The sequence below is a fragment of the Actinosynnema pretiosum genome, assembly GCF_024171695.1.
GTDB classification, from domain to species: Bacteria; Actinomycetota; Actinomycetes; order Mycobacteriales; family Pseudonocardiaceae; genus Actinosynnema; species Actinosynnema pretiosum.
In genome coordinates, this window is the sequence record NZ_JAMTCF010000009.1 from 56,473 (window position 1) to 79,384 (window position 22,912).

General features: G+C 75.3%; 20 protein-coding genes. 7 read left to right on the plus strand and 13 right to left on the minus strand.

Annotated features, from left to right (window positions below; all coding sequences use genetic code 11):
- Positions 1 to 231: 231 nt before the first annotated feature.
- Positions 232 to 1,431, plus strand: a complete 1,200-nt coding sequence (locus LV78_RS19500) for an amidohydrolase (RefSeq protein ID WP_253846700.1) — start codon at positions 232 to 234, stop codon at positions 1,429 to 1,431.
- Here the strand turns inward: LV78_RS19500 and LV78_RS19505 are convergent.
- The 7 genes from LV78_RS19505 to LV78_RS19535 form a co-directional block, all read right to left on the minus strand.
- Positions 1,421 to 2,425, minus strand: a complete 1,005-nt coding sequence (locus LV78_RS19505; RefSeq protein ID WP_253846701.1) for an NADP-dependent oxidoreductase — start codon at positions 2,423 to 2,425, stop codon at positions 1,421 to 1,423. The two genes, LV78_RS19500 and LV78_RS19505, sit on opposite strands and share 11 nt — an antisense overlap.
- 55 nt (positions 2,426 to 2,480) lie before the next feature.
- Positions 2,481 to 3,239: a GNAT family N-acetyltransferase gene (locus tag LV78_RS19510; protein WP_253846702.1), complete on the minus strand. Its 759-nt coding sequence runs from the start codon at positions 3,237 to 3,239 to the stop codon at positions 2,481 to 2,483.
- A 93-nt stretch (positions 3,240 to 3,332) separates the two neighbouring features.
- Positions 3,333 to 3,893 (minus strand): hypothetical protein, encoded by a 561-nt coding sequence (locus LV78_RS19515; protein ID WP_253846703.1) that lies wholly within the window; start codon positions 3,891 to 3,893, stop codon positions 3,333 to 3,335.
- Positions 3,890 to 6,688 carry an FtsK/SpoIIIE domain-containing protein gene (locus LV78_RS40855; protein WP_308208733.1) on the minus strand — a complete coding sequence of 933 codons (2,799 nt, stop codon included), beginning with the start codon at positions 6,686 to 6,688 and terminating at the stop codon, positions 3,890 to 3,892. Before LV78_RS40855 ends, LV78_RS19515 begins: the two co-directional genes overlap by 4 nt.
- Position 6,689: 1 nt before the next feature.
- Positions 6,690 to 6,941: a hypothetical protein gene (locus LV78_RS19525; protein ID WP_253846704.1), complete on the minus strand. Its 252-nt coding sequence runs from the start codon at positions 6,939 to 6,941 to the stop codon at positions 6,690 to 6,692.
- Positions 6,938 to 7,198 (minus strand): hypothetical protein, encoded by a 261-nt coding sequence (locus LV78_RS19530; RefSeq protein WP_253846705.1) that lies wholly within the window; start codon positions 7,196 to 7,198, stop codon positions 6,938 to 6,940. The genes LV78_RS19525 and LV78_RS19530 overlap by 4 nt, the downstream gene beginning before the upstream one ends.
- Before the next feature lie 149 nt (positions 7,199 to 7,347).
- The gene (locus LV78_RS19535; RefSeq protein ID WP_253846950.1) at positions 7,348 to 8,940 is read right to left on the minus strand and encodes a hypothetical protein; all 1,593 of its coding nucleotides are present in this window, start codon (positions 8,938 to 8,940) and stop codon (positions 7,348 to 7,350) included.
- A gap of 490 nt (positions 8,941 to 9,430) precedes the next feature.
- Here LV78_RS19535 and LV78_RS19540 point away from each other — a divergent pair, with 490 nt between their 5' ends.
- On the plus strand, positions 9,431 to 9,955 hold the full coding sequence (locus LV78_RS19540; RefSeq protein ID WP_253846706.1) for an ESX secretion-associated protein EspG: 525 nt from the start codon (positions 9,431 to 9,433) through the stop codon (positions 9,953 to 9,955).
- Between the two features lie 22 nt (positions 9,956 to 9,977).
- Here LV78_RS19540 and LV78_RS19545 read toward each other — a convergent pair whose 3' ends face one another.
- Both LV78_RS19545 and LV78_RS19550 read right to left on the minus strand, forming a co-directional pair.
- Complete coding sequence (locus tag LV78_RS19545; protein ID WP_253846707.1) at positions 9,978 to 10,769, minus strand: alpha/beta fold hydrolase; 792 nt, start codon at positions 10,767 to 10,769, stop codon at positions 9,978 to 9,980.
- Positions 10,770 to 11,064: 295 nt separating this feature from the next.
- The gene (locus tag LV78_RS19550; protein WP_253846708.1) at positions 11,065 to 11,883 is read right to left on the minus strand and encodes a LysR family transcriptional regulator; all 819 of its coding nucleotides are present in this window, start codon (positions 11,881 to 11,883) and stop codon (positions 11,065 to 11,067) included.
- Between the two features lie 74 nt (positions 11,884 to 11,957).
- Between LV78_RS19550 and LV78_RS19555 the strand changes: the two genes are divergently transcribed.
- A complete protein-coding gene (locus LV78_RS19555; protein ID WP_253846709.1) occupies positions 11,958 to 12,785 on the plus strand; it encodes a PhzF family phenazine biosynthesis protein in 828 nt (275 codons plus the stop codon).
- A gap of 572 nt (positions 12,786 to 13,357) precedes the next feature.
- Positions 13,358 to 14,347, plus strand: a complete 990-nt coding sequence (locus LV78_RS19560; protein ID WP_253846710.1) for a LysR family transcriptional regulator — start codon at positions 13,358 to 13,360, stop codon at positions 14,345 to 14,347.
- A 73-nt stretch (positions 14,348 to 14,420) separates the two neighbouring features.
- On the opposite strand, the gene LV78_RS19565 is transcribed toward LV78_RS19560, so the two are convergent.
- Entirely contained in the window at positions 14,421 to 15,236 is an 816-nt protein-coding gene (locus LV78_RS19565; RefSeq protein ID WP_253846711.1) for an SDR family oxidoreductase, read from the minus strand.
- A gap of 95 nt (positions 15,237 to 15,331) precedes the next feature.
- Here LV78_RS19565 and LV78_RS19570 point away from each other — a divergent pair, with 95 nt between their 5' ends.
- From LV78_RS19570 to LV78_RS19580, 3 genes are all read left to right on the plus strand, one after another.
- Positions 15,332 to 15,709, plus strand: coding sequence for a winged helix-turn-helix transcriptional regulator (locus tag LV78_RS19570; RefSeq protein WP_253846712.1), 378 nt, complete (start codon positions 15,332 to 15,334; stop codon positions 15,707 to 15,709).
- Positions 15,710 to 15,952: 243 nt separating this feature from the next.
- Positions 15,953 to 16,891 carry a gamma-glutamylcyclotransferase family protein gene (locus LV78_RS19575; RefSeq protein ID WP_253846713.1) on the plus strand — a complete coding sequence of 313 codons (939 nt, stop codon included), beginning with the start codon at positions 15,953 to 15,955 and terminating at the stop codon, positions 16,889 to 16,891.
- A 196-nt stretch (positions 16,892 to 17,087) separates the two neighbouring features.
- Positions 17,088 to 17,765 carry a DUF4232 domain-containing protein gene (locus LV78_RS19580; RefSeq protein ID WP_253846714.1) on the plus strand — a complete coding sequence of 226 codons (678 nt, stop codon included), beginning with the start codon at positions 17,088 to 17,090 and terminating at the stop codon, positions 17,763 to 17,765.
- Between the two features lie 240 nt (positions 17,766 to 18,005).
- On the opposite strand, the gene LV78_RS19585 is transcribed toward LV78_RS19580, so the two are convergent.
- From LV78_RS19585 to LV78_RS19595, 3 genes are all read right to left on the minus strand, one after another.
- A complete protein-coding gene (locus LV78_RS19585) occupies positions 18,006 to 19,463 on the minus strand; it encodes a hypothetical protein (RefSeq protein WP_372494962.1) in 1,458 nt (485 codons plus the stop codon).
- 475 nt (positions 19,464 to 19,938) lie between these two features.
- Positions 19,939 to 21,759, minus strand: coding sequence for a dynamin-like GTPase family protein (locus tag LV78_RS19590; protein ID WP_253846716.1), 1,821 nt, complete (start codon positions 21,757 to 21,759; stop codon positions 19,939 to 19,941).
- Positions 21,760 to 21,857: 98 nt separating this feature from the next.
- The gene (locus LV78_RS19595) at positions 21,858 to 22,724 is read right to left on the minus strand and encodes an IniB N-terminal domain-containing protein (protein ID WP_253846717.1); all 867 of its coding nucleotides are present in this window, start codon (positions 22,722 to 22,724) and stop codon (positions 21,858 to 21,860) included.
- Positions 22,725 to 22,912: the final 188 nt, after the last annotated feature.

The following is a 22,912-nucleotide window of genomic DNA, read 5'->3' on the forward strand; positions in this document are numbered from 1 at the left end:
TTGAACGGTCCGTTCACCCCAAGGTTGAACGGACCGTTCAACCGAGATCCCGTGCCATCTCGCTCGGCCTCAAGCCCTGCATCGCCCGCCGTCCACTACACGCCGCCAGCCATGCGCTGCTTGCTCATCCGCCCGCTTCCAGTTGCCACGCGCCCCCCACCCCCCTCACCCACCCCACCCCCACAAACACCACCCCCCACCCCCACCCACCCGAAGGACTAGCGTCACCCCGTGCCCGGAGACCTGCTGATCCGCTCAGTCCGCCCGTGGCCCGCCGACCCCGGTGCGCCCACCGTCGACGTCCTCTGCTCGAACGGCACCCTCACCGCCTTCGGCCCCCGCCTCACCGCCCCGCCAGGCGCCACCACCGTCGACGGCCGCGACGGCGTCCTCCTCCCCGCCTTCACCGACGCCCACGCGCACCTCGACTCCACCCGCCTCGGCCTCCCCTTCCGCCCGCACTCCGCAGGTCCCGGCCTCGCCGCCCTGGTCGACAACGACCGCCGCCACTGGCGCGCCGACGAGCCCGTCGCCGACCGCGCCACCCGCACCCTCGGCCGCACCATCGCCTCCGGCGCCACGCACGTGCGCAGCCACGCCCAGGTCGACGTCGACTCCGGCCTCGACCGCCTCGAAGGCGTCCTCGCCGCCCGCGAGGCCCACCGGGACCGGGCGCTCGTGCAGGTCGTCGCGTTCCCCCAGTGCGGCATCCTGCGCGAGAAGGGCACCGCCGACCTGCTCGACGCCGCGCTCCGGGCGGGCGCCGACCTGATCGGGGGGCTCGACCCCGCCTCCGCCGACCGCGACCCCGTCAAGCACCTCGACACCGTCTTCGGCCTCGCCGAGAAGCACCAGTGCGGCGTCGACCTGCACCTGCACGACGACGGCACGCTCGGCGCGTTCCAGATCGAGCTGGTCTGCGAGCGCGTCGCCGCCCTCGGGATGCGCGGCGAGGTCACCATCAGCCACGCGTTCGCCCTGTCCACCGTCGACGACCACCGCCAGGGCCTGCTCGTCGACCTCCTCGCCGAGCACGACGTCGCCGTCACCACCGTCGCCCCCGGCGCCCGCGAGCCCCTGCCGCTGCACCGCCTGCGCCGCGCGGGCGTGCGCCTGGGCCTCGGCCAGGACGGCATCCGCGACCACTGGTCCCCGTACGGCGACGGCGACGTGCTCGGCCGCGCCTGGCAGCTCGCCTACCGGAGCGGGTTCCGCCGGGACGACCAGGTCGAGATGTGCGTGGACATCGCCACCAGGGGCGGCGCGGCCGTGCTCGGCGCCAAGCTCGGGCTCACCGAGGGCTCGCCCGCGTCCGTCGTGGTCGTGCCCGGCGACACGGTCACCGCCGCCGTCATGGACCGCGCCCCGCGCGCGCTCGTCGTGCACGCGGGGCGCGTCGTCGCCAGGGACGGCGAGCTGGTCAGAACCTGACCAGCGCCTTCCCGGTGTTCTCCCCGCGCAGCATCCCGATGAACGCGGCGGGCGCGTTCGCCAGCCCGCCCTCGGTGACCGTCTCGCGGTAGCGCAGCTTCCCCTCCGCGACCCACCCGCCCACCTCGCGGGTGAACTCCTCGCGCAGGTGGCCGTGGTCGCTGACGATGAACCCGCGCAGCGTGGCCCGCTTGCCCACCAGCAGCCCCAGGTTCCTCGGCCCGGCGGGCGCCTCCTCCGCGTTGTACGCCGAGATCGCCCCGCACAGCGCCGCCCGCGCGCCCGTGGTGAACGCCCCGATCGCCGCCTCCAAGTGCTCGCCGCCGACGTTGTCGAAGAACACGTCCACCCCGTCCGGGGCCGCCGCCGCGAGCTGCCCGGCGACGTCCCCGTCCCGGTAGTCGAACGCGGCGTCGTAGCCCAGCTCGTCCACCAGGTACCGCACCTTCTCCGGCGACCCGGCGCTGCCCACCACCCGCTTCGCCCCGCGCAACCGGGCGACCTGCCCCGCGACCTGCCCGACCGCGCCCGCCGCCCCCGACACGAACACCGTCTCGCCCGCGCGCATCCCGGCGACCTCCAGCAGCCCCACCCACGCGGTCAGCCCCGGCATCCCCAGCACGCCGAGGTAGGCGCCCAGCGGCGCCACGTCCGGGTCGACCTTCCGCGCCGACCCGGCGGGCACGGCCGCGAACTCGCGCCACCCCAGCCCGTGCAGCACCACGTCCCCCGGCGCGAAGTCCGGCGACCGCGACTCGACCACCTCGCCGATCGCCCCGCCGTCCAGCGGCGCGTTCAGCGCGTACGGCGGCACGTACGACTTCGCGTCCCGCATCCGCCCGCGCATGTACGGGTCGACGCTCATCACCAGGTTGCGCACCAGCAGCTCCCCGTCGCCCGGCGCCGGTACCGGGACCTCGACGAGCGCGAAGTCCGACTCGGTCGGGAAGCCCTTCGGGCGGGCGGCCAGGTGGATCTCGTGCGCGGTGGTCATGCGGTTCTCCCTGCGGTCGCTCCGGACGTCCCCCTCACCGGGGGGCAACGCCCGGTCACGCCGCGCTCTTCCCCGCAGTCCCGCCCGCCTCCGGCCCACCGGCGCGCACCGCCGCGAGGTCCAGCACGGACAGCTCCCGGTAGGCGTACCCGAGCCGCGCGTACACGCCGATCGCGGTCGGGTTGTTCCGGTCGACCATGAGCGCGCACTCGCCGTGCCGCTCCAGCAGCTCGGCGGTGACGAACGCGCACAGCACCGACGACAGGCCCCTGCGGCGGAAGTCCGGGTGCGTGGCGACCCCGCCGACGAACCCCACCCCCTCGGTGGACCACGCGTCGGCCGCCACCGCGGCGAGCACCCCGCCGATTCTGATCCCGGCCCACCGGGTCGGTCCCGGCTCACCCGGCCACACATAGCTGTGCGGGCTGGCGGCGGCCAGCAGGGCGGTCACCTCGGGCCAGTCCGACTCGGGCAGCCAGGCGCACTCGGGGGCCCGCTCCGGCAGGTCGCCGGGGTCGGCCCGCTCCATCCAGCCGAACGCGGCCCGCACCGGCACCCCCAGCCCGGCCGCCAGCTCGCTGGTGACCAGCGGCGACAGGCCGGGGGCGTAGTGCTCGTCCAGGAGGGCTCGGACGTCGCCGGGGGAGCCGTCCAGGACCAGCCGGTCGTGCCGGTTGAGCGCGGGCGCGAGCACGGCGACGGCGTCACCGAGCGCCCAGGCCGCGCCACCGCGACCGGGGGCGAGGGCCTGGGCGGACCAGCGGATGAGGGTGCCGCGCGCGGACAGCTCGGCGGGGTGGTGCAGTCGACGCATGGGGGCATCATCACCCCCGCCGGGTGCGGTTCGGGTCGCGGGGAGGGAGCGGGCGCCCCGCGCCGGACGTGAACCGCGTAGCCCGGCGCCCGGCTAGGCCTTGCCGCCCCGGAACAGCGACCGCTTGGCCAGCGAGTCCACCAGCCCCCGGTAGGCCAGCTCCACCTCGTTGTCGTACTCCAGCTGGTCCCTGGGCGGCACGGTCTGGTCGGGCCGGGGGCGCTGGCCGATGCTCTCGATCGACCGCTCCTCCCACAGCGCCTCCACGGCCTGCTGCCACAGCTCGTCCACGCCCAGCTGCGCGACCTTCTCCCGGTCGATCGCGGCGGCCATCCGGATCTGCGACTCGGCCAGCGCCTCCAGCAGCTCCGCGACCCGCCGCCGGTCCACCTGCCGCATCCGCTCGACCGCGTCGCCCGCCAGCTCGACGACCTCCTTGTACCGCTCGGCCGCCGACAGCGCGCCGCCGAACCCGGTGTTCGCGCCGGGGACCGGGACGGCGCCCGCGCCGTAGCCCTGCCCCGCGCCTGCGCCCGAACCGGAACCCGAGCCCGAACCCGTCCCCTGCCCCGGAACCGAGCCCGGAACCGGACCCGAGCCCGAGCCCGGACCCGCCCCCGAGAGCGCCGACACCGACACCGGACCGCCGATCATGATTCCTCCCCCGTGCCGAACGGGATGACCACCTGCGGGCGCGAGTGCTCGAACCGGTCGAAGAACAACCCCCTGCGGGGTCGCGGCGACCAGGACATCACCTGCTCCGGACCGAACGAGATCAGCTCCTTGCCCTGCACGTCGAACGCGATCCACGAGCCGATGTCGTCGTACACGCCGGGCGGCAGGCTGTTCTTCAACCGCTGCGCCCCGCGCCACCAGCCGAGCAGGTGCGTCCGGTTCTCCGGCCCGTGCTTGAGCAGCAGGCGGAAGCTGTCCACACCGGTCGACCGGGTCTTCTCGTCCTTGACCTCCAGCAGGCTCTGCGCCGCGTCGACCCCGTAGACGATCAGGTACTCCGGGACGACCGGGTCCGCGAACGTCCCAGAGTTGATCTCCCGCAATCGCTTCGCGTGCGTGTCCACGACCTCCCGGAACCCGCGCCGCTCCTCCTCCGGAACCTCGCGGAAGTCCTTCAGCGGCACCTCGTCGACCTCGAACCCCTCGCCCTTGAGCGCCTTGCTCAGCCGGTCCGCGTGCGGCTTCGCGTCGTCCACCAGACACGCCACCGTGAACTTCGCCCCACCCTCGAAGTGCTGCCGCGCCAGCGACAGCGCCGCACCGGCCAGCACCCCGGCCGCGTCCTCCGCCATCGACCCGATCACCGCCGTGTTCCGCCCCGGCGTCCGCGCGAACCGCACCTTCGCCGCGCTCCCTGCCACGTCGATCACCTGCCCCAGCAGCACCGTCGGGCTCGCCTCACCCGGCCGCAGCGCCCGGAAGTCCGCCAGCTCGCCCAGCACCGGCACCCGGCTGCCGTCGAACAGGATCGGCTCGGGCAGCTCCTCCGGCCTGATCCGGTGCAGCTCCGCCTGGAGCGCGTCGAACGTGCCGCGCTGCGTCGCGTCCGGCACCCGCGCCACCACGTTGCCCGGCCGCACCCCCGACTCGTGGTTCACCACCGCGTGCCAGCGCGGCAGCTCCACCGCCGCGTCGTTCTGCGGCTCCGCCAGCACCCGCCGCGCCTTCGGCAGCGCGATCCGGACGGTGAACTGCTCGAAGATCGCCGACTTGCCCCAGAACCCCTCGATGCCCGCCACGTCCTGGCTCGACAGCACCAGGTGGATGCCCTGCGACCGCCCGCGCCGCGCCACGTCCTCCAGCAGCTGCGTGGCCTGCGAGGTCACCTGGTCGCGCTCCCCGAACAGGTACTGGAACTCGTCGATCACCGCGACGACACGGGGCCACCGCCCCTCCGGGTCCTCCTCGCGCAGCTGCTCCAGCTTGGTGACCTCGTGCCGCTTCGCCGCGTCCGCCCGCCGCCGCATCTCGTCGGCCAGGAACTTCAGCAGCGCCACCCCGAACTCGCGGTCGGTGTTCACGTTCACCCCGACCAGCCGGGCGTGCGGCAGCCAGCTCGGGTCCTTGCGGCCCGGCGCGAACTGCGCGAACGACACGCCCTCCTTGAAGTCCAGCAGGTACAGCTCCAGCTCGTCCGGCGAGTACCGGGCCGCGAGGCTGCCCAGCACCGCGTACAGCAGGTTCGTCTTGCCCGACCCGCTCGGCCCGCCGATCAGCGCGTGCGGCGAGGTGTCGCCCAGCGCCACCGGCACCGGGTCGCCGTCGAAGAACCCCAGCGGGGCCACCACGCCCGCCGCCGACCGCTCCTGCCACAGCCGCTCCGGCAGCAGGTCCGCGAACGTGCCGAACCGGCTGCGCCGCTCCTCGCGCTTCTCCGCGATCGCCGCGCACGCCCTCGGCACCGCGTGGCGCGGCAGCGGCGGGTCCAGCAGCACCCGCACGTGCTTGCCGGTCATGGTGCAGGTCGCCGTGTGGTCCGCCGCCACCCGCACGGTCTCCACCGGCGAGTTCACCGTGATCGGGATGTCGACGATGAACAGCTGGATGCCGCAGGCCAGCCCGTTGCGCGCCACCCGCTGCAACTGCTGCTGGTGCTCCTCCTTCAACGCCTGCCGGTTGCCCAGCAGCACCGCGATCCGCCACGGCTCGGCGCGCCTGCCGCTGACCGCCCTGATCGACTGGTGGCCCTCCACCAGCACACCGGTGTGCACCCGGCGGATGGTGTCGGACAGCTCGTCCAGCAGCTCGTGCAGCCGCGCCGGGTCGTGCACGGTCAGCAGGCCCGCCCTGGTCAGCGGGTACAGGCCGGGCAGCGCCCCGGTGAGCTGGCCGACGTCCCACACGTGCACCTGCACCAGGCCCGGCTGGAAGTGGCTGAGCACCCGCAGCAGCAGGCCCTCCACCAGCGACTCCGCCGTCGCGCGCGACTCGGGCGCGGACGCCACGTGCAGGTGCGCCTGGTCCAGCAGCGGCACCGCCACCGGGAACCGCCTCGGCTCCGGCGCGGCGGGCACCTCGCCCTCGCCGATCCGCCACAGCTCCGGCACGCCCTCGCTGCCGTCCGCCGTCCCGGTGCCGCCCAGCCAGGCCTCGGGCGGCCAGGACGCGGCCCCCGGCGACGCCTCGCCGACGATCTCGGCCAACCGGTCGGGGCCCTGCTCGGACCAGTCCCGGAACGCCTCGACCCGGTCCGCCATCGCGTGCGCCAGCACCGGTCCGAACAGCGGGTTCTCCAGCGGCTTCGCCAGCAGCGGGTCGGCCAGGGCGCGGTCCACGCCCTGGCCGCGCACCATCACCTCGACCATGTCGCGGGCGCGCTCGGCCGCGATGCTGCGCTGCTCGCGCGCGGCGTTGCCGAGCGCGGCGGCGACCGCCCCGTGGAAGCGCTCCAGGGACGCCTTGATCCGCCACCGGCGGTCGTCGCGCCTGCTCACGTCACAGCTCCGCGGCCAACCGCTGGACCAGTTCCAGGCTGCTCACGATCAGCTCCAGTTCGTCGGGGAAGGCCTCGCGCGCCCGCAGGAACGCGGGCGGCACGAGCTCCTCGTGGTGGTTCTCACCCGCCTCCGCCAGCGCGTCGACCGCTTCCACCAGCAGGTCCTGCGCCTCCCGCACCGAGCGGTAGGCGTCCCGCAGGCCCTCGGTGACCTGCTCCAGCGCGAGCCGGACCTCCGCTACCGACGTCACAGCCTGGAGTTGATGCTCTCGGCCTGGGAGATCCCGTTCTCCAGGTACTTCTGGAGGTCCGAGACACCGCTGGCCACCTGGGCGAACTGGGCGTTGGCCGACTCGACGTCGGACTGGACGCTGCCCTGGGTCGCCGAGTTGAGCAGCGCCTGCGCGTCCTCGGCGAGGCTGGCGGCCTGCTGGAGCGCCTTCGCGCTCTCGTTGGCCTTGTCCACGGCCTGGGCGATCGCCGCGCGGACTTCTTCGATGCTGGCCATGTCGGTTACCGACCCCTCCTGAGCGCACGCAGTGGCCTGGCGACCACTTCTGTAATTGAAGTAATACCCAGAGTTTCACGCTAATCAAGCAAGATCGGCTGACAGGGTGGTGTGGTTACCCACTCCTTCGGAGCAATGCCGATCCGCTCTCACGCGGGCGGTGTCCACTGGAATGCCGAGAGCGGTGTCGCGGTCAGCTCCAGCGCGGTGACGCCCGTTGTCGGGGTGGGCCCCGCTGACCAGCGCACCACCGCCGAGATCCCGACCCGCTCGACGCCGGACCACCCGTCGGGCGTCATCGCGGCGGCGGCGTCGAGGAGCGCCGACGTGGGCGAGGCCTCGCTCGCGCCGAGATCGACGTGAACTGCCAGTAGTCGTCCACCGGGGGCCACCCGGGTGATCTTGCCGGCCGGGGCGACCCGGCGCGCTACCGACCGTGCCTGCGCCTCGGGAGGCGTGGTGGGGTCGGTGATCGCGCGGATCTCCAGGATGAGCCGGACGGGCGAGTCCAGGAGGGGCTCGGGGGGTGCCGGGGCTGGTTCCTCCTGCCGGGAGGACGGCGGGGAGGCGGGGGGAGCGGGTTCGGGGAAGGGGTGCGGGGGAGCCGGGGGGAGGACGGGGAACGGCGTGGTGGGGGGCTCGGCGGGGGTGGTGGGGAGCGGCTGCGGGGCGGGGGCCTCGGGAGCCGGGAAGGCCGAGATGGCGGGGATCTCGACGCCGGGCGGGAAACCGGTCGACGGCGGCGCGACGATCTCGGGTTCCACCCGCGCGGGCGGGACGGGCGTGGGCCACGCGGGAGCGGGCCAGGCCGGTGCGGGCCACGCGGCGGCGGCTCCCGCCCAGGTCGGCGCGCTGCCGGTGGGGTTCGCGGGGCGCGGGGGGATCACGGGGGGCGCGGGCTGCTCGGCGACCGGCGGCTCCGCGGGGGCTGGAACCTCGGGGGTCTCGGGGGAGACCGGGGCCGGTGGGGCTTCCGGGAGCGTCGTGGCTTCGGCGGTTCCGGCGGCTCCGGCAGTTCCGACGGGTGCGAGGGGGGCGGGCTCGACGCGGGGCTCGGGTGCCGTCGGCGGCTCCTGGGGCTCGTCGTGCGGCGCCACCTCGGCGAGTTGCGGCTCGCCGTCCTGCGCTTCCACCTCACGGGGCTCGACGTCCTGCGACTCGGCGTCCTGGGGCGCAGTCGGTCCGGCGGTCGGCCCGGCGGTCGGCTCGGTGGGCGTCGGCGGTTCGCTGGGCGCAGGCGGTTCGGGCGTCTCGACGGGAACCACCGGTGCGGCGGGAACAACCGGTGCGGCGGGCGCGGTCGGCACCGGCACCGGGGGCCGCTCGTCCCTCGGCGCGGGCACGGGGCTGCGGCGCAGCGGGTCGCCGCCCGCCCAGGCCTCGACCAGCACCCGCTCCGCGCCCTGGACCAGCGGGCCGAGCAGGTGGACGTCGTCGAGCACCGTCCACGCGGTCGGCGGTTCGCAGGCGACCTTCGGGGTGGGGAAGTGCTCGCCCAGCCCCCGGACGAACCGGCGGACGGCCCTGGTCAGGGCGGCGGGCACGCTGTGCTCCGCGCTCTCCCCCGACTCCTTGAACACCGTCAGGGACCAGCAGCCGGGCTCCTCGTCGGAGCAGTCCCTCGTCTGGACGATCCGGCCGCCGATCCGGCGCAGCAACCCGGCGCAGGCGTCCAGCGCCTGACGCTCGTCGTGGGCGGTGACCACCACTGTGATCACCAGTTCCAGGTCCTGTCCGCTCATCGCGGGCAAATTCTCCACGAGTCCCCGAAGGGCCCGACACCGCCACCCGTTCGCCGTAGCCGACTGGTCCGCTCGACGGCCGCCACCGGCACCCGCTGTGGTCATGACCGTGCAGAACGGGTGCGATTCTGCCCGGTGGAGGGAAAAGCGCGCTGAATGGTCAAGTCCGCGAACCGAACGATTTCAGGTGATCCGGCTCACTGAACGGCTCGGTGGGGCGCCCGGACCCGTCCCGCGCGCCTTTGCCGGGCGCATTCCAGGGGGCGGGTGGCGGAATGCCGAACCCGGCGCGCGGACCGGCCGCGCCCACCTCGCCGTTCAGCGGCGCGACGCGCTCGGGGGCGCACCATGATGGACCGGCGCCGCGCCGCCGCGACGAGGGCTGCCACCCCCGACCGGCGCGGCCACCGCACGCCCGGCCGCCGCGCGGGGGAGGGCCCGTGCGGGTGCGCGGGGGAGGGGGCTCGGTGGGGTTGGGCGGTGCGGAGGAGTGGGCGGGGCGTTCCGGGCGGGGCCGAGGCCGTTGACCGGGCACACCGTGCTGTGGGACCCGGTCCGGTTGACGGCGGCCGAGTTCGCCGGGTGCTGGGAGCAGCTCGACCTCGGCGAGCCGCCGGGCGCGCTCGGGCTGTCCGACGTGGACCCGGTGTGGCCCGCCGAGGTGCTGGTCGGGTTGCGGCGCAGGGGGATCGCGCTGCGCGGCGCGCGGTTGGAGCGGCAGCTGCGGGCGCTGGCGCGCCGGGACTACGCGGTGGACGTCGACGGGTGCCGCGCCCCGCGACCGGTGCGGGTGCGGGCCTCCGTGGTGGGGAGCATCGGCGTGCTCGCCGAGCGCTGCGGCGACGAGGTGGTGCTGGTGAGCGTGCCGCACTACGCGGTGCCCGCCGAACTGGTGGCCAGGCTGCCGGAGAGCGCGTCGGTCGAGGTGACCAGGGACGGCGTGCGGGTCGGGGCGAGCCGGTGCGGCCCGCGCGGCGAGGTGGCCGAGCTGATCGAGCGCACCCGACCGGGCTGACCCGCCCCGCCGACCGGCGCGCTCAGCCCCCGGCCAGCGCCCTCCTGGCGAAGTCGACCACGTCGCCGAGCACCTCGTCCCGGTTCGTCTCGTGGAACACCTCGTGCTTGGCCCCCTGGTAGATCCGCTCCTCGAACCGCGTCCCGCGCAACCGGTCCGTGCCGGTGCGCGTGTCGGCTTCAGGGACCAGCCGGTCGGCCGCGCCGTGCAGCCACAGCACCGGGACCCGGTCGAGCGCGGGCCCGAAGTTCACCTCGTCGATCGCCCGCTCCACCGCCTCCAGGGTCCGCCGGGGCACCGGCCCGTGCCACACCAGCGGGTCGGCGGCGTACGCGCGGCCGACCTCCTCGTCGCGGGACAGCTCCGCAGGGTCGACCGCCGTGCCGGACAGGTCGTCGCCGCCGAGCGCGTCCAGGCCCTCCCAGGTGCCCAGCACCGGCGCGGACAGCACCAGCGCGGCGAGCCGGTCCTGGCGCTCCTGCGCCCACTTGGCCGCCACCAGGCCGCCGAGGCCGTGCCCGACCAGCACCACCGGCAGGTCCACCCCGGCCGCGCCGATCACGGCGTCCACGTCGTCGACCAGCGCCCCGACGTCCTCCACCAGCGCCCGCTCGCCCTCCGACGCCCCGTGCCCGACCTGGTCGGCCGCGACCACCAGCGCACCCGCCTCCACCAGCGCCTCGGCGACCAGCCCGTACCGCCCGGCGTGCTCCCCGCACCCGTGCACGAGCACCGCCAACCAGGTGGCGCCCAGGTTCGGCCAAGTCCGCACGACCAGCTCACCGGCACGTCCGGGAACGTTCGACTCGATCACCCCACCCAGGTTAGGGCCAACCCGATTAAGAGCCACCCGACCCGCCTAGACCCAACCTGACCTGACCCGCCTCGCTCCGACCCGCCCCGACCTGACCCGCCTCGCTCCGACCCGCTTTGTTCCGCCCTGCTTCGCCCCGACCCGCCCTGCTTCGCCCCGACCCGCCCTGCTTCGCCCCCACCCCGCCCGCTTCGCCCCCGCCCCGCCCTGACCCGACCCGCTCTGTGAAGCGGAGCGGTGACTGCGCACGGGGCGCTTTTTCCCGTGCGCAGTCAGGCCTCCGCTTCTAGAAATGTCAGAGCACCGCTTCACTTACCGCCTTCACCGCCGTCGGCAGCGTTCGCCTCGGGTCGGTCACCAGGTACAGCGTGCTGTCCGGCAGCTCCCCGAGCCGCCGCAGCGCGCCGCTCTCCAGCTGCTCGGCCACCGCCACCCTCGGCAGCACCGTCCACCCCAGCCCGGCCACCACGCACGACCGCACCGCCTCGATGCTCCCGAACCGGGTGATCTGCGGCCGTCGCCCGTTCAGCTCCCGCACGAACCGGTCCGTGTACGAGCAGCCCTCCTCCAGCAGGAAGTACCGCTCCTCCGCCACCGCGCCCGGCGCGGCCACCAGCTCGATCGGCTCCACCCCGATCGGGTGGACGGTCAGGCCGGGCGCGACCAGGCCGTCGTCCAGCGCGAGCCCCAGGTCGAGCGTGCCGCGCCGCACCCCGAGCAGCACCTCCTTGGTCCCGGCCGGTGACAGGTGCACGGTGATGTTCGGCCAGCGCAGCGCCGCGTCCGCGATCCGCTGCGGCAACCGGTACGCGCACACCGACTCCGGCGCGCCGATCCGCACGTCGCCCTCGACCTCGGTGCTGCCGCGCACCGCGTCCAGCAGCCGCTGCTCGGCGGACAGCACGTCGCGCGCGTTCTCCACCGCCTTGCGCCCGGCCTCGGTCAGCCGCGCGCCCTGCGGCAGCCGGTCGAACAGCCGCGCCCCCAGATGTCGCTCCAGGACCTTGACCTGGCTGGTCACCGAGGACTGGACTAGGTGCAGCTCGGCGGCTGTCGCGGTGAAGCTCCCGGTTCGCGCGAGGACCAGCAGGGTGCGCAGCAGCCGGGTGTCCATCCATCGAACATAGCGATACCGCCCATGCGCGTTCATCGTTGGACTCGATTCCACTGATTCCGCACCATGGGCGCATGTCGAACGTCCTGCGCTACGCCGCTTTCACCACCACCCCGACCGGCGGGAACCCCGCCGGGGTCGTCCTCGACGCGCGGGAGCTCACCCCCGAGCGGATGCTCGCGACCGCCGCCGAGGTCGGCTACTCCGAGACCGCGTTCCTGCTGCCCGGCCCCGACCCGCGCCGGTTCGCGATCCGCTACTTCAGCCCCGAGGCCGAGGTCCCGTTCTGCGGGCACGCCACCGTCGCGGCGGCCGTCGCGCTCGGCCTGCCGGGCACGATCGCGCTGGACACGGCGGCGGGCGAGGTGCTGGTCGACGTGGACGGCGGCACCGCCACCCTGACCAGCGTCCCGACCCGCACCAGGCCCGCGCCGGACGCCGACGTCGACGCCGCGCTCGCCGCGCTGCGCTGGTCGCGCGCCGACCTGGACCCGGAGCTGCCGGTCCGCTGGGCGTTCGGCGGCGGCTGGCACCTGGTGGTGGCGGTCCGCGACCGGGCCGTGCTGGCCGCGCTGGACTACGACTTCCCCGCCCTGCGCGCCCTGCTGGCGGGCGCCGACGCCCTCACCGCGCAACTGGTGCACCGCCGCGAGCCCGCCGTCTTCGACGCCCGCGACCCGTTCCCGGTGGGCGGGGTGGTGGAGGACCCGGCGACCGGGGCCGCCGCCGCCGCGTTCGGCGGGTACCTGCGGGAGCTGGGGCAGCTGCCGGAGGGCGGGCGGTTCGTGCTGCACCAGGGGGTGGACATGGGGCGGCCGAGCGAGCTGGTCGTGGTGGCCGAGCCGGGCGCGCCGGGCGTGCGGGTCACCGGGGCCGCCGTGCCGATCGACGCGCTGGGCTGACGCGGGACCACCGGGGCGCTCGCGCTCACGGGCCGGTTCGCCCGCTACCGGTTCGCCCGCAGCGCCGAGCCGCGCCGCCGGTCGTGCTCACCCGCCCGCGCGCCGTGCGGAAACGCCGTGCGGAAACCCCGCCGAACCGCGCCCCGAGCCCCGCGCCACCACCGAAAGGCCGCGCCGACCCGCCCACCGGATCGGCCATCCGCCGCTGCCGCCCCACCCCCGCCTGCCGGCAGGGTGGTTCGGCACGGCTGCCCCAGGCCACCCGCCGTTTCTCCGCAGGCACGGCGGGCGGCCCGGACAGCGGGGCGCTGGCGCCCCGCGACGGCTCGTCCCCCTCCCGGCCGCCCGCGCGTCCCGCCCGCGTCAGCGGGGGCGCGGGCGCGCGGCGGAGGGGGACCGCCGAAGCCCTTATCCGATCCGGACGGCGCGCTGGATCTGGTTGCGCCTGGTCCGGCTGCCGCGCGTCTGCTCCTGCCGCACCTGCTCCTCCTCGGGGTGGGTCGCCGGGACAGGCCCACTATGTCCCGCCCAGCCGCGCCGGAGGGCATCCGGAAAGGGGATACGCGGTAGTTATGCCCGACTTGGAGCTGCGCCACCTGCGCGCGGTGTGCGCGATCGCCGAGGAGGGCAGCCTCACCAAGGCCGCCTCGCGGCTCGGCCTCACCCAGCCCGCCATGAGCGCCCAGCTGCGCACCGTCGAGCGGATCGTCGGCGGCAGGCTGTTCGAGCGCACGCCCGGCGGCAGCGTGCCCACCGAGCTGGGCAGGCAGGTCGTCGCCTCGGCCAGGCTCGTGCTCGACGAGGTCGGCGGCCTGGTCCGGCTGGCCAGGGAGCGCAGCTCGGGGGCCGACCGGGGACCGCTGCTGGTGGGGAGCGTGCCGACGCTGTTCTTCGGCGACTTCGTCACCGAGCTGCGCCGCGCCGCGCCCGACGTCGAGATCCGCACCGAGACCATGCAGGGCGGGTCCGAGCTGCTGGAGAAGCTGGTCGCCGGGCAGTTCCACGTGGCGGTGCTCGACTGGTTCGAGGGCCTGGGCACCCGCGACCTGCGCGGCGTCGAGGTGCGCAAGCTGGTGAGCGAGCCGCACTTCGTGGCGCTGCCCGAGTGGGACCGGCTGGCCGGGCAGGACGAGGTCGACCTCGCCGAGCTGGCCGACCGCGACTGGGTCACCCCGCCCGACCAGTTCATCGGCAACCGGCTGCAGATCGTCGCCGCGTGCGCGGGAGCCGGGTTCACGCCCCGGTTCACCCACCACGCCAACGAGGCCAGCAGCGCGCGCGGGCTCGTCGCCAGCGGCGCGGTGTGCTTCGCGCTCCCGCAGTCGCGCGGCGGCGACGGCATCGTGGTCAAACCGCTCAAGGGCTCGCCGCTGCTGATCGACGTCCTGGTGGCGACCCGCCGCGACGGCCCGGTCGCGGGCCGGGCGCACGAGGTCTACGCGTGCGCGGCGCGGGCGTACCGGGCGCTGCTGCCGAGGAACCCGGCGTTCGAGAAGTGGTGGTTCGCCCACCAGGAGACGCATGCGGAACTGGATGCGGCCCTGCTGGTCGACCCGGCGTGAACCCCTCGCCCACGCCGAGCCGGACGTCCCCCGTGCCCAGGTGGTGCTCCGGGACACGGGGGACCGGCGGTGATCAGCGGTTCTCGACGGCCTCGGAGATCGGGGTGGCCGGGCGGCCGAGCAGGGTGGGCAGGTCTTCGGTGACGCGCTCCAGGGCGCCCCGGCCGATGTTGACCTCGATGTCCGTCAGCAGCTCCGCCACGAAGTCCGGCAGGCCGAAGCCGACCAGCCCGGCGATCCGCTCCTGCGCCGTCACCGGCTTCGCCTCGTCGCCGGACAGCGCGGCCAGCTCGGCGAACGTCCACGCGCTCGGGCCGGTCAGCTCGTAGGTCCTGCCCTCGTGGCCCTCGCCGGTCACCACGATCGCGGCGGCCTCGGCCAGGTCGTGGCGGGAGGCGCTGGCGTTGCGGCCGTCACCGGCGGCGTGCGCGACGACGCCGCGGCCCAGCGCCTGGGTGTAGTTCTCGTGGTACATGCCGTTGCGCAGGAACGCGAAGGCGATCCCGGACTCGCGGATGACCCGCTCGGTCGCGGCGTGGTCGGGGGCGAGGGAGAGCGTGGACGTGTCGGCGTCCACCACGCTGGTGTAGGCGATGAACGCCACGCCCGCGGCCTTGGCGGCCTCCACCACGCGGGTGTGCTGCGCGATCCGGTCCGGCCCGTCCGCCGAGACCAGCACGAGCCGGTCCACGCCCGCGAACGCCGCGCGCAGCGACTCCACGTCGTCGAAGTCGGCCTTGCGCACGTCGACGCCGCGCGCGGCGAGCGCGTCGGCCTTCTCCGGCGAGCGGGTCGAGACGGCCAGCTCCGAGGCGGGGATGCGGGTGAGGACGTGGTCGGCGATGAGGGCGCCCAGGTGGCCGGTGGCCCCGGTGATCAGCGTGGTCATGCGACCACGGTAGGAATCGAAGCTCACTTTTCGTAAGTACCCACTATTTTGTCGGGTACTTACCTCAGCGGAAGGATGCAGGTAACGTGGTTGTCATGGCGACGACGGGTGACGTGTACGACCGCAACTGCCCCTCCCGGCAGATCGCCAGCCACGCCACGAGCCAGTGGGGCGGGTTGGTCCTCGGCAAGCTCCTGGAGGGCAAGCTGCGGTTCAGCGAGCTGCGCAGGGCGGTCGTGGGCGTCAGCGAGAAGATGCTGGCCCAGACCCTGCAGGCGCTGGAGCGCGACGGCCTCGTGCTGCGCGAGGTCCACCCGGTCATCCCCCCGCACGTCGACTACTCCCTCACCCCGGCGGGCGCGCAGCTCGCGACGCGGGTGCGCGGCCTCTACGACTGGATCGAGGACAACCTCCCCGACCTGTGCGCGGCCAGGGACGCCTACGACGCCAAGCGCGCGGGGACCACCGTGTGACGGGTGCGACGGCCCCGTGAGTTCTGAACCGGTTCGGCGGGGTCGTTGTGGTCTGCGCGGAGCCGGGTGGTCGGAACCACTGGAGGTCGAATGGGCGGCAGACGGAAGCACACGGCGAGCGGGGCGGCACTGGCGCTGCCCTTCACGGACGACCGGCACCCGGCGGAGCCCTACCCCGGCGCTCGGCCGGGTGCCTGCTTCGTTCACCTGGACGGTGCGGGTTGGCCGGTAGATCCGGACCCGATGAGCGACTCGGGGTGGCGCGTATCCCCCGATGGGGTGGACCTGGACGAGTGGCTGGCGGGGCATGGCGAACCCCCGCTGGCGGAGCGGACCCCGGTGCTGGCCTACGGGTCCAACGCCAACCCCGCCAAGGTCACCTGGTTGCGCGAGGAGCTCGGTCTCACCGGTCCCGCGGTGGTGCTGCGCGCCAGGTGCGAGGGGCTCGCGGCGGTGTGGGCCTCGGGCCTGCGCAAGGTCGACGGGCAGCGGCCCGCGACCCTGGCCGCGATGCCGGGCGTCACCGAGGAGCACGCGGTCTGGTTCGCCACCGCCGAGCAGCTGCGCGTGCTGGACCGCTGCGAGGGGCGCGGGCTGCGCTACCGGCTGGTGCGCGTGCACAGCGGCCGGGTCACCCTGTTCGACGGCTCGGTGGTCGACTCGGTGCTCGCCTACACCGGCGCGGGCCGCAGGCGGATGCCGCTGCTGTCGGCCGGTGAGCCGGTGCGGTGCGCCGAGGTCGACCAGGTCGGCGCGCGCTGGCTCGGCGGGCGGCCCGCACCCGACGACGGCCTCGACGTCACCCCGGTGCACGGCTACCCGGCGCCCGACGAGTGGCCGGACCGCCTGTTCGTCTACGGCACGCTCCAGCCGGGGCAGAGCGCGTGGGGGCTCGTGGAGCCCTTCACCAGCGGCTCGCCGGAGGCGGCGCGGGCGTCCGGGACGCTGCACGACACCGGGCTCGGCTACCCGGCGCTGCGCCCCGGCGGCGGGGTCGCGAACGTGCCGGGCCACGTGCTGCGGCTGACCTCGCCGGAGGAGGCGCTGCCGGTGCTGGACGAGTACGAGGGCGACGAGTACCGGCGGGTCAGGGTGACCCTGCCGGACGGGCGGGTGTGCTGGACGTACCTGTGGCGCGGCCCGGTCGACGGCTTCGCGGAGCTGCCGGAGGGGTGGGTGTGACGGCGCGGGTCGTTCGTGGCCGCCCCCCTGGAAGCGGACCGTGACCAGCAACGACCGCTCGGGTCTCCCGAACGGGTGAGATCGAGCCGCGCGGACCCGGCGTAGGCCCGATCCGGTGAATCTCCCCCGGCAGGGGCCACCGGAGCGGGCACCGGGTACGTCCTCCTTCAGCAGCATCCGACTCTGGAGGTGGGACATGAGGCGACGGCTGATCGCGGTGTGCGGGGTGGCGCTGGCCGGGGTGCTCGCCGCGTGCGGCGGCGGCGCCCGCCCCGCTGCCGAGCAGGGCGTGCTCACGACGGAGCCCGCGCCGAGCAGCGCGGCGACCGGTTCGAGCGAGCCGGGGACCTCGGTGGAGGGTGCCCCGAACAGCGCCGATCCGGGCGGCGCCGATCCCGGCGGCGGCGCGGATCCCGTGCCGCCGAGCGATCCGGGCCAGCAACCGCCCGGCGCGGGCGGCCGCTGCACGGCGGCGTCCCTGGCGGGCCGGTTCCAGCCGACCGACGCGGGCGCGGGCAACCGGTACGGGACGTTCGTGGTGACCAACACCGGCGACCGGCCGTGCACCCTCACCGGCTACAGCGGCCTGCAGCTGCTCGACGCGGCGGGGCGGCCGGTGCCGACGGACCTGGTGCGCACCGGCACGCCGGGCCCCGAGCCGGTCGTGGTGGAACCGGGCGCGTCGGCGTCGGCGAACCTGCGGTGGACCGTGGTGCCGACCGGCGACGAGCCGGTGGAGGGCCCCTGCGAACCACAGCCGGCGAGCGCCGCGGCCATCCCCCCGGACGAGACCCAACCGCTCACGGTGACCTGGGTGGCGGGCCCGGTGTGCGGCGGCGGGAAGATCGAGATCAGCGCGTTCTACGCGGCCTGATCCCGCAGCTCGACCCGGAGCGCGGCCGGTCCGCGCTCCGGGCGGGCACGCGGACCGGGCGGGCACGCGGACCGCGCCGAGCTGGTGCCAACCACTTGCCGGGGGCGCACCCGTTGCCACTCCGCTGTCGGCGACCGGTTGCCGTCAACTGCTCGCCGTCGCCCCGCGCCCGCCGTTACCCCACCGCCCGTGTCACCCACGCGCGCCGCCCCCGCCGCCCGCGTCACCCCTCGCCCACCATCACCCCACCGCCCCCATCCCCACCAGCACGCCCTCGCAACTCCGCACCACCACCCCCGCCGCCCGGCGCTGGGTGTTGTCCAGCACCGGGCTGGCCGCGTGCTCGCGCCACCGCCCCAGCACGTCCAGCAGCACGTGCCGCAGCTCCCGCCCCGACAGCCCCTGCTCCTCCACCCCCAGCCGCGCCGCAGCGCCCGTCCCCGCGCCGCCCACCAGCCTGGTCGCCTCCGCGCCCAGCTCGCCCGGCAGCCCGACCCGCCCGCCGCCCAGCGCGGCCAGCAGGCGCAGCTCGCGGAAGTCGTGCGCCCCCGCCACCACCCGCTCCAGCGCCCCCAGCAGCCCCACCGACCCCGGCCTCGGCTCCGCGCGCAGCACCACGTCCAGCCCCAGCAGCGCCGACCGCGCCTTCAGCGCCCCGCGCCGCTCCGTCAGGTGCGACCCGATCGCCTCCCGCAACTGCCCCAGGCCGCTGCGCTGGGCCAGCTGACCGGTCAGCTTCACCCGCGTGTCGAAGCCCTGCCTGATCAGCGTCGTGCACAGCCGCACCCCGAACAGCCCCAGCCGGTCCAGCAGCCGCTGCCTCGCCGCCGCGCCCAGCGCCACCGGGAAGTCCTCGCCCGCGAACCGGTCCGCCGACAGCAGGTGCCCGTCCAGCTCCGCCCGCGCCACCCCGGACAGCGCCCCCAGCGCGGCGAACTCCTCGTCCCTGAGCGTCCGGGACGCCACCGCCAGCAGCCCGGCGAACGCCACCGCGTCCTGGCACAGCCCCCGCACCGCCGGGTCCCGCCTGCACCGCCGGGCGATCTGCTTCGCCGACGACAGCGCGTCGATCCGCCCGCCGCCGATCTCGTCGGCCCGCGCCAGCACCAGCAGCGTGGTGACCGAGGCCGCTCGCGCGATCGGGTGGTCGTGCCCGGCGCGCAACCGCTCCAGGTCCTCGTCGCGCACGTGCCTGCTCAGGTGCAGCACCGCGTCCGCCTCGCCGAACACCAGCTCGACCGGCGCGTCCGCGCGCGTGTCCACCAGCACCAGGTCCCGCAGCGACCGCGCGGGCCACTCGACCACGACCCGCTCCGCGCCACCGGCCTCCACCCGCACCCCGTCGTCGCGGCGCACCACCGGCACCTCGTGCGCGCCCACCCACGCGGCCGGGCGCGCGCCGTCGCGGTACCAGGCGGTCGCGGTGGGCTGCGGGGCGAACTCCTCGCCGACCAGCGCGCTCACCAGCGTCGACTTGCCGGTCCCGCGCCCGCCCGCGACCGCCACCCGCACCGGCTCGGCGAACCGCGCCCGGTGCCCGCGCAACCACGACACCGCCCTCGGGCTGTCCCGGTACAGCGCCAGCGCCTCGTCGAGCAGCGCCTCGACGGCGGCCTCCAGCCCCACCGCGCCCGCACCCGAGCCCGGAACCGCAACCGCGGACCCCGGCCCGCCCAGCCCCACCACGCTCCCGTTCACCACAGCACCACCAACGACGCACCCCCGATCCGGGTTACCCCCGAACGGGTGGCCGCAGCTCCGCCGCAACGCCCAGTCACACAGTGGCACCCGGCCCCGCCGTCACGCCCAGCCCGGCCACCACATCCGACCGCGCCGTGATGCCCAGCCCGGCCACCGCATCCGACCGCGTCGTGATGCCTGCTCGCCTACGACGCCCGGCTCCGCCGTCACCTCCGGCTCGCCGTGACACCCGACCACGCCGTGATGCCTGCCCGCCCACGACGCCCGGCTCCGCCGTCACCTCCGGCCCGCCCGCGACGCCCGCCCCCGCCGTGATGTCCGGCCCGCCGTGGCGCCAGCCTCGCCCGGACACCCAGGGCCACCGTGATCCCAGCCCAGCCGCCCAGCCCAGCCGTTCAGCAGCACCGTCACGCCCGGCCCCACCGTCACGCGCGGCCTCGCCCCCCCTGCCCGGCCCCGCCACCCCACCCGACTAAGCCGTGATCCCCAACGGCGCCGCGCCGACCCCGGCCAGCGCCTGCACCCGCTGGTACAGCTGCACCAGCCCGTCCAGCTCGCCCTTGGCCTCGCGCGCCCGCCGCTCCCGCTCGGTCGCGTCGTCCTGCACCGCCCGCCGCGCGCTGCGCGCCGACTCCAGCAGCGTCTCCTGCAACTCCTCCGCGATGGTGCTGAAGTGGTTGCGCAGGCTCCGCTGCACGTGCCGCGCCGCGTCCCGGCAGTCCTTGCTGAACTTCACGAAGAAGTCGTCCACGTGCCGCTGCACGGACTGCTTCGCGGCGGCCTGCCTGCGCTTGAGCCGCTGCTCGCCCTCCTCCAGTATCGACCGCCCGCCGAACAGCGCCCCCGCGCCGAGCGACACCGCGTTGATCAGCGGCATCCCGGCCAGGCTGGTCACCAGCCCGAGCATCAGCACGCCCCCGTACGACCCGCGCAGCCCGGTGAAGAACTTCTGGCTCGCGGTGAACCGCTCCAGCGCGGGCGCGTCCATCTCGGCCACCCGGTCCAGCAGGTCGTCCGGGAACACCGACTCGGGCAGCAGGTCGTCCCGGTGCACCGGGAAGCTGCGCGCCACCTTCTCCGCGACCCACTCGGCCCGCTCCAGCAGCCACGCGAAGTTCGTCGTCGCCGCCTCGGTCAGGCTGGTGCGCAGCCACGGCTCGAACTCGTCCCAGACCTTCCCCGGATCGGCGGTCTCGAAGGTGCGGTCGACCTCGCGCAGGATGCTCCTGGTCCGGTCCCGCAGGTCGTACTCGACGTCCGACACCAGGTCGGCCATCTCGTCGGCGAGCACGGTCTGCCACCGCGCGGACCGCCGCCGCAGCTCGTCCACCCGCCGCTGCGCCTCGTGCAGCGCGGCGATCGTGTCCTCGGGCCCGCGCGCCCCCACGCTGGCCAGCTCCTCCTTGAGCGGCGCCACCAGCTGCTTGACCGCCGAGGCCGCCGCCGCCGCGACCGACCGGCGGCCGAGCACGTCCGCCGCCGCCACGATGTCGCGCTGCACGCACGCCAGCAGCTCCGGGAACCCGGACTCGGCGTTCAGCTCCCGGTCTCCGGTCTTGGCCGCGCGCAGCCGCAGCGCCGAGGACACCGGCAGCACCTTCGCGCTCACCCCGGCGCGCGCGAGGTGCGCGCGGTCGCGCTGGAGCACCTGCCGCCACTGCGCGGACAGGTCGGTCTTGGTCAGCACCACGGTCACGTTCGGGCAAGCCGCCACCACCCGGTGCAGCAGCTCCAGCTCGGACGCCGACAGCTCGGCGGTCGCGTCGGTCACCATCAGCACCGCGTCCGCCTGGAGCAGCGCCGCGTAGGTGCTCGCCGCGCGCGCGCCTCGGGTGTCCCCGGTGCCGGGCGTGTCGATCAGCACCAGCCCGGACGCCAGCAGCTCGCGCGGGATGCCGACCTCGGCCGCCAGCACCTCGCCCGCGCGCGCCTCGCTCCCGGCGCGCCCGCTCACCGCCCGCGCCACCTGGTCGATGGGCACCGGCACGCGCTCGGTCGGCGCGTCCGCGATCGACCCGCCGCGCAGCAGCGCCGCCGACGGCGTCTCGGCGTGCTGCACGAACGTGGGCACGGCGGTGGTCACGTCGTCGCCCACCGCGCACACCGGCGCGTTGATCAGCGCGTTCACCAGCTGGCTCTTGCCCTGCTTGGACTCGCCCACGACCAGCACCCTGATCCTGGGGTCCAGCTGGCTCGCGCGCTTCTCGCGCAGCCTGGCGGCCAGGTCGGGGCGGTTGCGGGCGGCGCAGGCCCTGATCGTGTCGTCGAGCACGTCGAGCCACGGAGCGGACATCACCCGGTTGAGTCTGCCGTGTTCCCCCGCTTGGGTGAAAGAGCGAAGCGGCCCCGCCGGGTGAGCGGGGCCGCTTCCGGCCGCTGAGCGGTTCAGGCTCAGAACAGCAGGTCGCCGATGGGGGACTCGGCGATCGGCGCGGCCGCGTGGCCCACCGCGTCCGTGACGCCGCCGACGCCCGCGTTGTGCGCGGTGCCGGAGACGGTCGCGGTGAGGTGCTGGGTCAGGTCGCCCACGGGCTCCAGGGTCGCGCCCAGGTCGAGGCCACCGCCGCCGAGCGCGCCGAACGCCTGGTCGGCCACGGCGCTGACGGAGCCGTGGACCGAGCCCACGGTGTCGAACACCGGGGAGGTCACGCCCTCCAGGCCGGGCAGCACCGAGCCGGTGGTCCCGTCCAGGGTGTCCACCGCGCCGGACAGGGTGGCGTCGACCGTGGTGTCCACGGCGGCGACGGAGTGCGCGGCCACGGTGGTCGCGCCGTCCAGGGTCGCGGTCACGTCGCCCACGGCGGAGAAGCTGGTCGCCACGGTCGCGTCCACGCTCGCCGCGACGTCGGCGCCCAGGCCGAGGCCCAGGTCGCCCGCGCCGCCGAGCAGGCCGACGCCGCTCGCGTCGGCGGTGAGCGCGCCCACGGCGCCCAGGTTGAGGTCCGAGCCCGCGCCGACCGCGCCGCTCAGCTGCTGGGTCACGGCCTGCAGCTGGGCGATCGCCGAGACGGAGCCCTCCAGGTCGAGGTCCAGGTCACCGGCCACGACGCCGTCGAGGGCGGGCAGGCCCGCCGACGGCGCGAAGTCGAGCACCAGCGGGATGACCTCCTGGACGTCCAGCGCGGTGACGTCGCTCAGGCCCGCGGCGGCCAGGCAGCCCTCGGCGTCGACCTGGAAGGCGGCCAGTGCGCTCGGGTCGCTCAGCAGGTCGAGGACGAAGTCGTGCAGCGTGTTCGGGGCGTCCGGGGTGGCGACCATGAGGCGTTTCTCCTGGTGGGTGGCGCGGGAGTGGGTGGGCCGGAGGGCGTCGCCCTGCCGGTGGCACAACCGTAGGAGCGGGGGGATCACGAGCCATCGGGGATTGCTCCCAGTAGATGCCGCATCCCCAGAGGGGGGGTTCTCGTTCACTCCCTAAGGGGGAGGGGGACGCGCTTGTCGGCCCTTTT